We start from the raw sequence: 13,743 nt of genomic DNA on the forward strand, positions 1-13,743 counted from the left end.
AATATACATAAATCATCCGTTTAAAGGCCCTTATTTAAAGAAAAAGTTACCAAATAATAGTAATACACCTTTCCTATACTGGTAACGCAAAATAACGCAAGGTAACGGGGTTGTAACGCTATACAAAAATATAATTTACAGGTGATTATAGATGAAAATGAAAAACAGAGGTTTTTTCATAATAGCAAATAGTATAGATATAGATGGGATTCCTGAAAAAATCAAAATACTTCCATTGGGGCTAGTTAAGTCTAGAAAAGGGCCCTTTAAGGTTGATAAAGAAAGCTTTAAGTGTATGTACAACTATTTCAAGGATAGAAAGATTGATGTTGTAGTGGATTATGAGCATCAAACCCTTGAAGGAGTTCAAGCTCCTGCTGCTGGTTGGGTAAAGGATATAGAGTACACAGAAAAAGGTATTATGGCAAGGGTGAAGTGGACTGATAAGGCTAAAGGGTACCTTGCTAATAAGGAATATAGATATCTTTCTCCAGTGATTTTTAAGAGGAAAACCGATGATAGAGCCACGGTGCTACACTCTATTGCACTGACCAATACTCCGGCTATAGATGGCATGGAGCCTATTATAAATAGTTTAGATATTGATCTAGAAGGAGGAAATAAAGAAATGGAATTTTTAAAGAAATTAGCACAGCTATTAGGATTATCAGAAGATTCAACAGAAGAACAAATATTTGAAGCTATTAAAAAGCTTAGCGAAGCTTCAAATGAAAAGGAAGAAACAGAAACAATTGCAAGCAAGGAAGTCCTTGAAGCTTTAGATCTTAATGAAGGATCCACTCTTGATGATGTAAAAGGCAAAATCATTGCATTGAAAAATCCTGCTGGGTATGTTTCAGTTAGTGAGTTCAACAAGCTGAAGGAAAAGATTGAAAAAAATGAAAGTGATGAATTAGTAAAGATGGCTTTAAGCACAGGAAAGATCACACCGGCACAAAAAGAATGGGCTGAAGAAATAGCCCTTAAAGATCCTTCTGGATTCAAAAAGTTTATCGATACAGCCCCACAGGTAGTTCCCCTTGATGAAATTGGTGGAGGCGATGACGATAAAACAAAAATAAAAAGTAGTGCTGAAGAGATAAGTGTCAACAAAATGCTTGGAGTCAGCCAAGAGGACATTGAAAAGTATGGAAAGGATGATAAATAATGGCACTTGCAGCAGGAAGAAATACTCCAGAAAGACAAGTAAGCTGCTTGGTACTTCCAGTAAAGGCAGGAATCAGAATATTTGAAGGGTCACTTATAACCTTAGCCTCAGGATATGCTGTTCCAGGGTCAGAAAGCGTGGGACTCACAGCAGCAGGAAGGGCTGAAGAATATGTTGATAATACCGAAGGGCAAGATGGAGATGCCACTGTAAAAGTTAAAAGGGGCTGCTTTAGGTTTGAGAATGATCAAAATGATCCAGTTTTACAGTCTCATGTGCTTTCAAACTGCTATATTGTTGATGATGAGACAGTATCATCATCGGATGGATCTTCTTCAAGGTCTATAGCAGGAAAAGTAATTGCAGTTGATACCTATGGCGTATGGGTTGAAATAGAATAAATTTATAATTTAGGAGGAATGAAAAATGCTTGTTAATCAACAGGTTTTACAAAGTATATACACAAATTTCAGGGTGATTTATAACAAGGCTTTTGAAAATGCGAAGCCATTATATACAAAAATTGCCACTGTGATTCCATCTAGTACAGCCAAGGAAAGCTATAAATGGCTTGGAAAGGTTCCACGCATGAAGGAGTGGATAAGCGATAGAGTTATTCAAAATTTATCAGCCTACGATTATGAAATCAAGAACAAGGATTTTGAAGTAACTGTATCAGTAGATAGAAATGACATTGAAGATGACAGCATCGGAGTATACAGACCAATAATTCAAGAGATGGGTAATTCTGCTGCTATGCATCCTGATGAGCTGGTTTTTCCCTTATTAATAAATGGATTTACTAACAAATGTTACGATAAGAAAGCTTTTTTTGCTGATGATCATAAGGAAGGTAAAAGCGGTTCTCAAAGTAACAAAAGCACATATAAGCTTACTCTTGAAACCTATGGCGATGCCAGAGCTTCAATGATGAGTTTTAAGGACGACCGAGGGAAACCTTTAAAGGTAACTCCAAATCTTTTAGTGGTGCCACCACAGCTTGAGAGCCAAGCTAGAAGAATATTATATTCTGAGCAAATTGAAGGCACAACAAATATATATAAAGGATCAGCTGAGCTTTTAATTGCTCCTGAACTTTCAATCAATCCTACTGCTTGGTTCCTACTAGATGTATCAAGGCCAGTAAGGCCAACGATATTCCAGCAGAGAAAGAAGCCTAAATTTGTATCAATGACCAAAGAAAGTGACACCAATGTATTTATGAATAAAAAGTATATCTATGGAGCTGACTCCAGGGATAATGCTGGCTATGGATTGTGGCAGCTTGCCTTTGGTTCTACTGGTGAAGAAGACAAACCATTATAGGATGTGATTAAATGGGCTATTCTAGCATGGGTGAAGTACGAGAAATGATTAAGGATGATGCTGTTAATTCCATCATTGGAGATGAATATATTGAGGATGAAGCTCAGCGTGAAATAAAGATAAGTGAAATAATTAATGAAGCAATAAAGGATGCTGATGGGGAAATTGATGGATACCTTAATAAAAGGTACTCCACTCCCCTTCCCTCCCCTACTCCCAAAATAATAAACAAGTTTTCAAAGGATATAGCTGTTTACAATGTTTATTCAAGGATTGGAATTGATGAAGATGAAAGAGAAAACATACTGCTTATTAGATATAAAAGTGCTGTAAAATTCCTTGAAAATGTTGCCAAAGGATTAATTGACATTGGTATCCAAAGACCAGAAAAAAGAGCTGCAAGTGGCTTTAAAATTAATTCAAATAAAAGGCTCTTTTCAAGAAGTAGTATGAAAGGAATGTAAAATGCCAGGAATAAAACTTGAAGGAAATATTGATGGGCTTATAAATACGATTAAAAACTTAGAAGATTTTGATTACCAAGGACTAAATACTATTTTAGGAGAAGCCCTACTGTCTAGTACAAAGCAAAGATTTAAAGATGAAAAGGATCCAAAGGGAAAGAGATGGCAGCCCTCTATAAGGGCAAAGGAAGAAGGAGGCCAAACTCTTACAGATGAATCTGAGCTTAAAAATTCAATTAAAAGTAAAGCAACTCCTGAAGGTTTTGCTGTAGGTACAAACAAGATTTATGCTGGAACCCATCAATTAGGAGGCAAATTCACCATAAGGGCTAAAAACAAAAAAGGTCTTAGATTCAAAATAAATGGTAAATGGATAACTAAAAAGGAAGTCAATGTCAATATGCCTAAAAGAGAATTCCTTGGCATATCTAAAGAAGATATGGCAGAAATAAAGGCAACTTTAGAAGAGAAAGTAAGGGATCATATAGATGATTAGCAAATACAAGGATTACCTTGAAAAGAAACTTGTAAGTGCTGGCATTAAAAGAAAAGTCTATAGAAGTATGAAGGAGCTTAAAGCTTCAGGAGCTGTTCATATTGGAGCTGTTTTGTTTGAAGATGAGAAATTTCAAAAGGACGGGTCAAAAAAAATGTATACCTTAGAAAATGGAACTAAGGTTAAAAGAATCAAAAAACTTACCAGAAAAACACAAATGACAGTAATAATAGGAGACTACAGCGAAGAAAAATGCGAAGCAATATTTAGTGAATTTTTAAAGGGTATAGGTGCTGGAATTGATGATGGGAATGGAAACTATGTGGAAATAAATATTTTAAAAAGCTATTGGGTAGATGAAAAGGACAGCATACTAAAAAGCAAAATAGCTGTACAAATTCTCATCGAATTTATAGGTGGCGTTTATGTAGATGTACCATTTGTAAAGATTAATGAAATAGAAATAACCGGTACTGAAATTGGAACATAAAGGAAGTGATTCTGTGAAAGCTAAAACTAATTTGACTTCAATTGAAGAATTAAAGAAAAAGCATAAAATATCCCAGCCAGTTTATATAGGTCTTAAAATCTATAAAAAATGGGCCGATGGGAAAAAAGTAAGTGAAAAAGAGTTTCTTGATGCAGCTAAGAAATTTCTAGAATCTTCTATTGATAAAGGCGGTGAATAAAGATGTCATTGAATGATGTGAAGATTAAAATTGCCGATGGTGGCCTTGGAATATCATCTGCTGGCGGTGATGGCATACATGTCAAAATCGGTGTATCAAAGGCCGAAAAAAACAAGCTTATAGTAATAAATAGTTCAATGAAGGTTAATGAAATAAAGGATGTACTTGGCCACAGCCCCCTAGCAGACGCTGTAATGGATAGTATAGGGACTGGAGCATCTACCATTTATTGTATTCCTACACAAGGAACTGAGGCAGGAAGCATTGGCGATGTAATACATAGTGGTACAGGTGAGGCGACCTATACTGTATCTGGCACACCGAAAAACAGCTATGAAATAATTATTGAAGTCTTAAAAGATGGAGGTTTAAACGGAGCCACCTATAGATATTCAATTGATGGTGGAAACAGCTTCACTGGCGAAAAAACTATCCCTACAGATGGAGAAGTAACTATAGAAAACACTGGAATCAAAATAACCTTTACTGAAGCTGCTGATCCAGAAAACTCCTTTAAGATAGGAGATGTATACAGCTTCAAAACAACTGCTCCCAAAATGTCAAATCAAGAAGTTTTAGATGCTATATCTACTACTGAGGATGCAGTTTTTGAATTTGAATACATCCATATAGTTGGGGAATCAGATGCCCCTATGTGGGCGGCTGTGGCAACTCAAGCTGATATTTTATTTAGCACTTACTTTAAGCCAGTATTCATAATATGTGAGGCAAGAAATAAAAAAAAGGAAGAATCTATAAGCGAATACGTGGAAAGCCTTATTACTGCAAGGAATAGCGTAAATAACTATAGACTTCAAGTAGTTGCTGCAAGGGCTGAAATAGTTTCACTGGATGGGAAAATACGAAACAGCAATGGGGCTGGGGATGTTGCTGGATTATACTCAAAATCCAATGTCTCTCAATCCATTGGAGAGGTTTCAGAGTTTCCCTTAAATAATGTTATAAAGCTTTTACCAGAAGGAATAGAGCCTTATATATCTATTCTTGATCAAGCAAAATTCGTAACCTTTAGAAGATATATAGGTCTTGAGGGCTTTTACGTAACTAACGGAAGAATGTTTGCTCCCGATGGCTCTGATTATCAATATGCAGAAACTGTCAGAACTATAAATAAAGCTGTAAGGGAAATAAGAAAACAAGCCCTTTTTAACATCCAAATGCAGCTTGATCCTATAAATATAGAAGGAAGCATCAATCTACTTAAGGAATTTCTTCAAATTCCCCTTGAAAACATGACAGATGATAAAGAAATTGCATCTGGGGAAGTCATTATTCCAAAGGGGCAAAACGTACTAGGTACATCAAAACTCAAGGTGAAGGTAAAGGCAGTTCCCATGGCTATAATGAGGGAAATTGAAATTGAGTTTGGAATGGAAAACCCATTTAAATAGGAATGAGGTGGAAACATGAAGGTAAATGGAAAAAGATACGATTGGTCAGATGTAGATATACATCTGACAGGCTTAAACATAGAGCTTTTGGAAATAAGCTATGATGATGAACTTGAAAAGGAGCTGCAATATGGAAAAGGATCTAAGCCTAAGGGCTATGGAACTGGAAACTATAAGCCCACTGCCAAAATATCCTTATCCAGAGAAGAATTTAACATTCTTTTAGCATACTGCAACAAAAAGAAGATTTCTTTATATATGCTTGAAATACCTAAAATAGTAGTATCCTATGCTAACGATAACTACCCTACTCAAACCGATGTACTGCCCCAGGTATCAATAACAAAAACATCCAATAAAGCAGCCCAGGGAGATAAAAGTCTAAAGGTTGATTTGGATTTACTTGTATCCGGTGTAATAGTAAGAAATGGCGTTAAGGCTATATAAAAATTCGCAAATAAAATTGCAAAAGGAGGAAATTAAAATGGATAAAAATAGAATTGATGAATTAAAGGCTAAGCACGGAAAGATATACCTTATAACCACTACTGTAGTTGATGAAGATGGTGAAGATAAAGAAGTTGAATTCATATTCAAAAAGCCAAGTGTTCTAACCTACAACAGGTTTATCAAGGATGCTTCTAAAAAGCCTGCTCAAGCATTTAAGAATCTAGTAATATCAGGAATAATTGATGAAGATAGAGAAAGGTTAGAAAAAATCCTAGAGGAATTTCCAGCAGCAGCTTCATCTATTGCCAAGGAATATCTTAGACTGATGGGACTAAGTGATATCACAAATTTGAAGATATTATAGATCAGAAGATATGTGAAATAAAGGAAAACTTTATTTCCTATGGGGGTCTTCTGCTCTATAGATTCCTAGGCGTAAGAGAAATAAAAGATATGGATATAGATGAGTTTTTAAAAGGGGTTGCCAAGGCTAAATGTCTTCAGGAAATAGAAGAAAATATAATAGCAAACGCTATATCAGATGTATTCGGTGAAGAAGAATAAAAGAAACCGACTATTAATCAAATGTCGGTTTCTTGAATCGAATTATCTGTCCATAGAATATAGCAGCATATTTTATTTCTTTGAAGACAGAATTAGTTTTTCTGAAATCCTTTGATAGATTATGTTGTTCTTTATACATGCCAAGATAAAACCAATATGGAGTACAAAAAATTGCCATCAAGATAAAAAAAGGAACTATAACCCCGACGCAAATACATAATATTCCTAAAAGCAGATATAGAGTAAAGGTAAGCATATCTTTAACCTCCTATAAAAACTTATTATATTTTTAGTATACCCTATTTAGCAAAATTTAACAATAAGGTGGTGGGAAAATGGGTGGCCTAGATACTATTTTTAAGCTTTCAGTCTTTGTAAATATGATAGATAACCTTACCGGGCCATCAAGGCAAATTAACTCAGCGGTAGATTCAACAACAAAACGACTTGACAATTTAAGACGAAGCTATGCTGAGACAGCCCAGACCGGAGCTATAGTCAGTGCTGCCGGAGTCGGGATAACAAAGGGGGTCTTATCCCCCGTTGAAGCCACCTTTGAAACACAAAAAGCCCTTGGGGAGCTTTCATCTGTAGGAATTGAAAACATGGAAGCCCTTGAAAAGGCTGCTGTAGAATTTTCCAACACCTGGTCTGGAACCACAAAGGCTGAATTCATTAGCTCCGCCTATGATATCAAATCAGGAATTTCCTCCCTTGCAGATGAAGGAGTTGCTCAGTACACAAAGCTCTCAGGCCTTACAGCAAAGGCTACAAAGTCATCGGTTGATGAAATGACCTCCTTATTTGCCACTGGATACGGTGTGTATAAGGACTTTTATTCAAATATGAGCGATATAGAATTTGGAGAAATGTTTTCAGCGGGCATATCAAGATCAGTAAAGCAGTTTAAGACAACTGGATCACAAATGGCCCAGGCAATAGAAACCCTGGGGGCATCGGCGACCACTGCCAAGGTACCCCTAGAGGAGCAGCTTGCAATTATGGGGATGCTCCAAGCTACAATGTCGGGCAGTGAAGCTGGCACAAAGTACAATTCCTTTATAAAAAATGCTGCAAAGGCCGGCAAGGAATTAGGCCTTACCTTTGTGGATACAAATAATGAGCTTTTATCCCTTCCTGAAATATTAGAAACCTTAAAGGGCAAGTTTGGAGAAACCATGGATGCTGCTGAAAAGTTGGAGCTTCAAAAGGCCTTTGGAAGACAAGAAGCTGTGGCCCTTGTTGATCTCCTTTACAACAAAACTGGGGATCTTCAAAGAAATATTGTAGATATGCATAAATCAATGGGTAAGGGAACTGAAATAGCCGAGGAAATGGCGGGAGTTATGAACAAAGACCCTGGAAGCCAATATGAGCTTTTGAAGCAGCAGGCCCACAATCTTAAAGAAGAGATGGGCAAGTCCCTTATACCAACTGTCCTAAGCCTTATAAAAACTGGAAGTCAGCACATAGAAAATATAACCAAGTGGGTAAATAAAAACAAGGAACTTACCTCTATTATTATGAAGGTAGTTTTAGCTGTAGGTATATTGATTACCATATTCGGAGGAATGCTTGCAGTTTTCGGCATAGGAGGAATGGTAGTTACTACTGCGATTAAAAACATGGTAATATTTAAAGGCGTTATTGGTAAATTAGGCTCTAATACGTTAAAAGCCGCCAAAGGAGTAGGCAGCCTCACCCTGAGGGTTGCTAAAATGGGACTGGAAATGGTTAAGACTGCTGGTGTAGGGATTAAAAACTTTGCTCTAGGCATCTTCAACATGACTAAGCAGGCTGTAATAGCAGGAGCTAAGGCTCTTCCGGGTTTGATAGGAAGCGTGTGGTCTTTTACAACAGCCCTATTAGCAAACCCTATTACATGGATTGTGATTGGGGTTATCGCCCTTATTGCTGCTTTATATCTACTTTGGAAACATTTTGATAAGGTATCAAGCTTTGTTTCAGGAGTATTTAACGGAGCTTTAAATTTAATAGGAAATGCCTTTGGCTGGGTTAAAGAAAAGGTGGACAGTCTTCCTCAAGGGTTTGTTTTACTACTTTCAGCTATATTTCCAGTTATAGGTATTCCGGCTCTTATAATCAGGAATTGGGATAAGATAATTTCCTTCTTTAACAACCTTTTTAGCAACCTTACAAGCTTGTTTAGGGGGCTTCCAATAAAAATTAAAGAAGCTGTTCTTCAGAAGCTTAACATCTTTAAGGAGTCAGGAAAAAAGATAATGGAGACTTTAGGAAAAGGGATTACCGATGGAGTTATGGCTCCTATAAACGCTGTTAAGAAGGGGCTTGCAAAAATAAGAAATCTTCTCCCCTTTTCCGATGCAAAGGAGGGCCCCTTGTCTCAGCTTACTCTTAGTGGTAGAAAAATATTTCAGACTTTATCAGCGGGAATGGAAATTGAAGCTCCTATATTAAAAAGAACAACAGAGCTTGCCTTTGCAGGAATGATAAATCCAGCAATGCCCCAATTTGAAAAGGCTTCTTTTGGAAGGGATCGAAGGATTGAGAAGATTGATTTAAAGGAAATTATCAAGGAAAAGGATAGCCAAAGCAGAGAAAAAATTTATTACAAGGAAGATGATAAGAAAATAATTATAGAAAAGCTTGAACTGAAGGTGGAAAATATCAAGGATATCGCCCAGTTGATGGATATTATCAAGGAGCTTGAGGATCAAGTTGAGTCTGATACAGATGATGATGGAGATGATATTTAATGATTATAGTAGATACTGATATTGTTAAGGTTGGAGGTGTAATCCTCCCTGGAATCTTTCAAAAGCTAGAAATAGATTCAGATGTAAAGGTTGATGAGGTTGATGTTAAGGGAAAGTCAGTCAAGCCAAAGCAGGCCACGGGCTATGAGGATGCAAAAATAAAGCTTGTCATAGGACTTAGACCTAATAACCAGGAGGATGAGTTTGAGCAGCTTTCAAGGATTCAAAACATTTTTAAAAGACCTGGACAAGAAAAACCGAAGGTCTATGAAATATTCAACAAGCATTTGAATACTAGAGGCATTACCAGGGTTATCTTCAAAAAGCTTACCTCAAGGGAAGATAATAATAGCAATATCATAAAGGTTGTATGCGAGTTTTGGGAATACATTCCTATTACTATAAGATCAACAAAAACATCTTCAGTATCAAATAATAATGAGTCTAGTATTAGCCCTAAATTAAATCTTATTAATGAGTACGAAACCTATTTAGAGGAAAGAAACAGCCCAATAGATAAAAGCAAAGCAACAGCAGCTATAGATGATGATATTGTTTGGAGGCCTTACTATGTTAAATGAAGAGTTCTTTTACCCCACTGTAAGTGTTAAGATAGGTTCATACTTTTTTGATACTGGTGTAACTTTTGATGTCTTTTCATCAAAGGAGAAGCATTTTGACTGGGCGAAGGTAAGGTTTACGAAAGAATTTGTTGATAAAGTAAGTTTTAACAAAATGGATGATGTGAAAATTTATTTAGGATATTCCGGAAATAATGAAGCTATATTTGATGGTTATGTGAAAAGAACTGTAAATACTGGGATGACATTAGATAACGAAATTGTGGCAAAGGATGAAATGATAAAGCTTGAGGAGACACGAATTACAGAAACTTTTCTAAATGTATCCCCTCAAGAAATAATACAATATGGCCTAGATAAGGCTGGAATAAAAAACTATAAAATAAAATCTCAAACCTTTGTAAAAAAGCCTACGCTTGTAGTTGCACGAAAAAATATTGTTGAACTGATGGGTGAAGTAAATAGAATATGGGGAATAAATGAAAGATTCTTCTTTTTAGATAAAATATTTTACTGGGGAGAAATTCCAGATCAAGATGAAATTTACGAGTTTATATATGGCGAAAACATTATTAATATGACTTTCAAAAATGGATTTTGGGTTTTTGAAACGATATCAGCTCCTTTTGTAAGGCATTCTCACAAAATTAATGTAACCCACCCAAGTATATCGGGGATTTTTGAAGTCTATAGAGTGCATTATTCTGTTAACGAAAAAGGCTTTCCAAGGACTGAGATTTATTTCATATAGAGCATGGAGGAAAAATGGATCTATACAATTTAATCGTTAGAACAATTAGAAAGTTTTTAAAGGAGAAACATCCTGACCTTTATTCTATCCATTATCCAGTAAAAGCAGTTGTCACAAAATCTTATGAAGTTTTTGTTGATATAAGGCTCCTTGATAAGTATGGAAAGGCTAATGATGAGTACCCTGAAATACCAAAAGTAAAAGTGAGAAATAGTTACATGGTTGGGGATGTGGTAAGAGTCGGATTTTATTACAATGATTTAGGTATGCCTTATGTAGATGGAAAGGTTGATTGACTGTGAGTACAATTGAAGAATTAATTGGGTCTGACATCTTAATTGATGATCAAGGGAATTTTGTTAGGGCTCCTGATGGTGATGCTGAAATTGTAACTGAATATGATTGCCTAATTCAGGAAATTAGAAATGAAATGAATACACAGCCTGGCGATCTTTTCTATGACAAAGAATATGGTTATGGGCTTTTAGAATTTATACAAAAACAAAACAATGAAATAAATAGACTGGAATTTACCCAAAGAATAAAAACTAAGCTTTCAAGGAATGAATTTATAAGTCCTGACTCTATAAAAGTAAATATTTCTAATTGGGATTTAAAAGCAATTACAACAAGTGTAAAATTTAGGATTTTGGATAAAGAAATTGAGTTAGCACTCACTGTGGCAGATAGAGTTAATGTTGAGGTGGTGAACGTGTAATGGATGAAAAGGATCTTAATTCAATTCTTCCTATACCTAACCTAGATGAAATGAGCAATCAAGTAGAAAAAGAGCTTGATGCCAATGATTTTAAGATTAAGAATTTTAGAGCTGGCAAGATATTTAAAGCATTGGAAATGATATTTCTTAAGTCGGTAAATGAACTCTACAAGTTGCTGTTACAAGTAGTATCTATGGTTTTTTTACCAGATGCTAAAGGCGTTTGGCTGGATTTAAAGGCAAGGGAATTTGGGAAGGAAAGAAAACAAGCAATCAAAACTGAGGGAAGCATAACAGTAGGCAGAAACACAAGTGATGGGATGTCTAAACAGATTCCTAAAGGAACTATATTTAAAACTGATGTCTACCAAAATGATAAAATTCTACGGTTTATATCGACGAAAACTGTAGTTATGCAAGCGGATGATCTAAAGGCATATATTCCTGTTAAAGCTGAATTCCCTGGGTCTATATATAACGTGTCTTCTGGTATGATAAAATATTCGGTTCAGCATATTCCAGGCATTGATTATATAACCAATGAAATCAATTGGCTAATCAAGGAAGGAACTGATGAAGAGAGTGATGATTCCTTAAGGAAAAGATGTGAAAACACTTGGGCTGAACTTGCTGCCTTTCCTATTGGAGACACCTATAGGTCTTATGTAAATAATGTTAATGGGGTACTTACTGTATTTGTTGATGACCAGCATCCAAGGGGACAAGGAACCATCGATATAATTGTTACTGGAGTTGCAGGCCTTCCCACTGAAGCACTTCTTCAATCAGTTAGAGAAAAGATTGAAGAGATTAAAGGACCATATGATGATGTCTTGGTTTATGGGCCTGAAGCGATTTATCAGGATATTGATGTAACTGTTTATATAGATGATATATATGGAGATGAAACACAAATAAAATTAGAAGCAGAAAATATTATAAAAAGTTTATTTACCATAAATGATGAGAATTCAGGAAACAAACTATATAGAGCTAAGATAAGCCATAAACTTATGAGTATAGAAAATGTAATTAATGTGATAGTTAATAATCCCTTGGAGGACGTATCTTTGGAGATTAAAAATCTTATTATACTAAGGGATGTTACGGTAAATGTGGTCAAGGAGAGTAGTTAATCATGAAGTTTACTGAATATTTATGGTATCTAGCTCACAGACCATTAAAATTATCAGAACCTAGTGAAAGTGATGCATATAAACTATTTAAAGTATTAGGGAATGTTTTAGACCAAGTAAAAGAAAAAATATTTCTAATAAGAAGACAGGCTCTTATTTACACCGCTTCTGGAAAGGCTCTTGATAAACATGGAGAAGGAAGAAAATTAAAAAGGTTTGCAGGGGAAACCGATGAGAGTTACAAAAAAAGGCTATTGGCAAAATGGGAAATAGCTATTATGGCAGGAAGCAAGAAAGCTATTTTACTAACTTTAAAAGCTCTTGGTTATGAACAATCCTATATAGAACCCTTTTACGTACACGATCCTGAAAGATGGGCTGAGTTTATTATTTATCTTGGAAGCGTTAAGGCTAGCGATATAGATGATATCGGTGTCATAAATAAAGAAATTATGAAGGTTAAATCCGCAAGTAGTTTACCATCCTACGGGATAGAAGAAAGTTCAAATATAAGAATTGGATCAAGCTTCCGGTCTGGATATTCAAGATTACCTTTATGCAATACAATATCATGCGGAATGTGGCCACAACCTAACAATCAAGGTAAAGCGTTTAATAGCATGTTAAATGTAGAATCCTTTAGCAAGAATGTTCAAGTAAAATATCCAAAAGCAGGCTTTACAAATGCTTCTAATGAAAAGTATATAAAGGAAATATATGCTCAATATTGTGATTTTAAATCAGGGTTTAAAACTTTTGAAAACTTACAAACAAGAATAATTGAATATATAAGGTGTAATCAAATTTTGTCAGGGGTTTATCCAGATAAACAAACCATTGCTAAAATATTTGAAAGCTATCTAGAAATAGATAATTACAATAAAGATGGTTTGAGCGAATACCCCTTATGCGGTATAGCGAGATGTGAAGGAAGTGATTTTAATGAAGACGTTGACTAATATAGGTATCAGGAAGCAGGCCCAAAGATTTATAAATTCTCTATCTCATGCTACCTATGAGTTGAATGGAGATGAAAAACAAATTGATATTTTCAAATCATCTATAGATGATAATACTGTCAAGATATATGTGTATCTTGATGATTCTGTAGAAGGTGAAATTGATAATATAAAACTTATTGATATAGATGGCGATGCTATAGCTCATGCATCTAGAGTTTTTATTAAGCCTTCCCAAAAAGGCTTATATACTGTTTTTAAGTATAGGTTTGTAGAAGTGGAGGGATAGAA

General features: G+C 35.4%; 19 protein-coding genes. 18 read left to right on the plus strand and 1 reads right to left on the minus strand.

Annotated features, from left to right (window positions below):
• The first annotated feature begins 151 nt into the window (after positions 1-151).
• From B5X81_RS12115 to B5X81_RS12160, 10 genes are read left to right on the plus strand one after another with little or no spacing between them, the layout of a single operon-like run.
• Positions 152-1,168, plus strand: a complete 1,017-nt coding sequence (locus B5X81_RS12115) for a phage protease (RefSeq protein ID WP_244282056.1) — start codon at positions 152-154, stop codon at positions 1,166-1,168.
• The gene (locus B5X81_RS12120) at positions 1,168-1,569 is read left to right on the plus strand and encodes a hypothetical protein (RefSeq protein ID WP_079491539.1); all 402 of its coding nucleotides are present in this window, start codon (positions 1,168-1,170) and stop codon (positions 1,567-1,569) included. Before B5X81_RS12115 ends, B5X81_RS12120 begins: the two co-directional genes overlap by 1 nt.
• A 25-nt stretch (positions 1,570-1,594) precedes the next feature.
• Positions 1,595-2,494 carry a Mu-like prophage major head subunit gpT family protein gene (locus B5X81_RS12125; protein ID WP_079491537.1) on the plus strand — a complete coding sequence of 300 codons (900 nt, stop codon included), beginning with the start codon at positions 1,595-1,597 and terminating at the stop codon, positions 2,492-2,494.
• A gap of 11 nt (positions 2,495-2,505) precedes the next feature.
• Positions 2,506-2,958 (plus strand): gp436 family protein, encoded by a 453-nt coding sequence (locus B5X81_RS12130; protein WP_079491535.1) that lies wholly within the window; start codon positions 2,506-2,508, stop codon positions 2,956-2,958.
• A 1-nt stretch (position 2,959) separates the two neighbouring features.
• Positions 2,960-3,454 (plus strand): phage virion morphogenesis protein, encoded by a 495-nt coding sequence (locus B5X81_RS12135; protein ID WP_079491533.1) that lies wholly within the window; start codon positions 2,960-2,962, stop codon positions 3,452-3,454.
• Positions 3,447-3,944 carry a hypothetical protein gene (locus B5X81_RS12140; RefSeq protein WP_079491531.1) on the plus strand — a complete coding sequence of 166 codons (498 nt, stop codon included), beginning with the start codon at positions 3,447-3,449 and terminating at the stop codon, positions 3,942-3,944. The genes B5X81_RS12135 and B5X81_RS12140 overlap by 8 nt, the downstream gene beginning before the upstream one ends.
• Before the next feature lie 13 nt (positions 3,945-3,957).
• Positions 3,958-4,143: a hypothetical protein gene (locus B5X81_RS12145; RefSeq protein ID WP_079491529.1), complete on the plus strand. Its 186-nt coding sequence runs from the start codon at positions 3,958-3,960 to the stop codon at positions 4,141-4,143.
• Positions 4,144-4,145: 2 nt separating this feature from the next.
• Positions 4,146-5,555: a DUF2586 family protein gene (locus B5X81_RS12150; protein ID WP_079491527.1), complete on the plus strand. Its 1,410-nt coding sequence runs from the start codon at positions 4,146-4,148 to the stop codon at positions 5,553-5,555.
• Between the two features lie 15 nt (positions 5,556-5,570).
• Positions 5,571-6,002 carry a hypothetical protein gene (locus B5X81_RS12155; RefSeq protein ID WP_079491525.1) on the plus strand — a complete coding sequence of 144 codons (432 nt, stop codon included), beginning with the start codon at positions 5,571-5,573 and terminating at the stop codon, positions 6,000-6,002.
• 37 nt (positions 6,003-6,039) lie between these two features.
• Complete coding sequence (locus B5X81_RS12160) at positions 6,040-6,369, plus strand: DUF6848 family protein (protein ID WP_079491523.1); 330 nt, start codon at positions 6,040-6,042, stop codon at positions 6,367-6,369.
• Positions 6,370-6,582: 213 nt separating this feature from the next.
• Here B5X81_RS12160 and B5X81_RS12170 read toward each other — a convergent pair whose 3' ends face one another.
• The gene (locus B5X81_RS12170; RefSeq protein ID WP_079491520.1) at positions 6,583-6,825 is read right to left on the minus strand and encodes a hypothetical protein; all 243 of its coding nucleotides are present in this window, start codon (positions 6,823-6,825) and stop codon (positions 6,583-6,585) included.
• Between the two features lie 79 nt (positions 6,826-6,904).
• On the opposite strand from B5X81_RS12170, the gene B5X81_RS12175 reads away from it, so the two are divergent.
• Genes B5X81_RS12175 through B5X81_RS12210 form a run of 8 tightly spaced genes read left to right on the plus strand, consistent with a single transcriptional unit; the run spans position 6,905 to position 13,741 of the window.
• Positions 6,905-9,307, plus strand: a complete 2,403-nt coding sequence (locus B5X81_RS12175; RefSeq protein ID WP_079491518.1) for a phage tail tape measure protein — start codon at positions 6,905-6,907, stop codon at positions 9,305-9,307.
• On the plus strand, positions 9,307-9,888 hold the full coding sequence (locus tag B5X81_RS12180) for a hypothetical protein (RefSeq protein ID WP_079491516.1): 582 nt from the start codon (positions 9,307-9,309) through the stop codon (positions 9,886-9,888). Before B5X81_RS12175 ends, B5X81_RS12180 begins: the two co-directional genes overlap by 1 nt.
• Positions 9,878-10,639, plus strand: coding sequence for a hypothetical protein (locus B5X81_RS12185; protein WP_079491514.1), 762 nt, complete (start codon positions 9,878-9,880; stop codon positions 10,637-10,639). The genes B5X81_RS12180 and B5X81_RS12185 overlap by 11 nt, the downstream gene beginning before the upstream one ends.
• Positions 10,640-10,653: 14 nt before the next feature.
• Positions 10,654-10,935: a hypothetical protein gene (locus tag B5X81_RS12190; protein WP_079491512.1), complete on the plus strand. Its 282-nt coding sequence runs from the start codon at positions 10,654-10,656 to the stop codon at positions 10,933-10,935.
• A gap of 2 nt (positions 10,936-10,937) precedes the next feature.
• Positions 10,938-11,357, plus strand: coding sequence for a contractile injection system sheath initiator (locus B5X81_RS12195; RefSeq protein ID WP_170917364.1), 420 nt, complete (start codon positions 10,938-10,940; stop codon positions 11,355-11,357).
• On the plus strand, positions 11,357-12,493 hold the full coding sequence (locus tag B5X81_RS12200; RefSeq protein WP_079491508.1) for a baseplate J/gp47 family protein: 1,137 nt from the start codon (positions 11,357-11,359) through the stop codon (positions 12,491-12,493). The genes B5X81_RS12195 and B5X81_RS12200 overlap by 1 nt, the downstream gene beginning before the upstream one ends.
• 2 nt (positions 12,494-12,495) lie before the next feature.
• Positions 12,496-13,452 carry a serine/arginine repetitive matrix protein 2 gene (locus B5X81_RS27830; RefSeq protein WP_208985034.1) on the plus strand — a complete coding sequence of 319 codons (957 nt, stop codon included), beginning with the start codon at positions 12,496-12,498 and terminating at the stop codon, positions 13,450-13,452.
• Positions 13,436-13,741 (plus strand): hypothetical protein, encoded by a 306-nt coding sequence (locus tag B5X81_RS12210; RefSeq protein WP_079491506.1) that lies wholly within the window; start codon positions 13,436-13,438, stop codon positions 13,739-13,741. Before B5X81_RS27830 ends, B5X81_RS12210 begins: the two co-directional genes overlap by 17 nt.
• Positions 13,742-13,743: the final 2 nt, after the last annotated feature.

Source organism: Maledivibacter halophilus (assembly GCF_900167445.1).
Taxonomy (GTDB): domain Bacteria; phylum Bacillota; class Clostridia; order Peptostreptococcales; family Caminicellaceae; genus Maledivibacter; species Maledivibacter halophilus.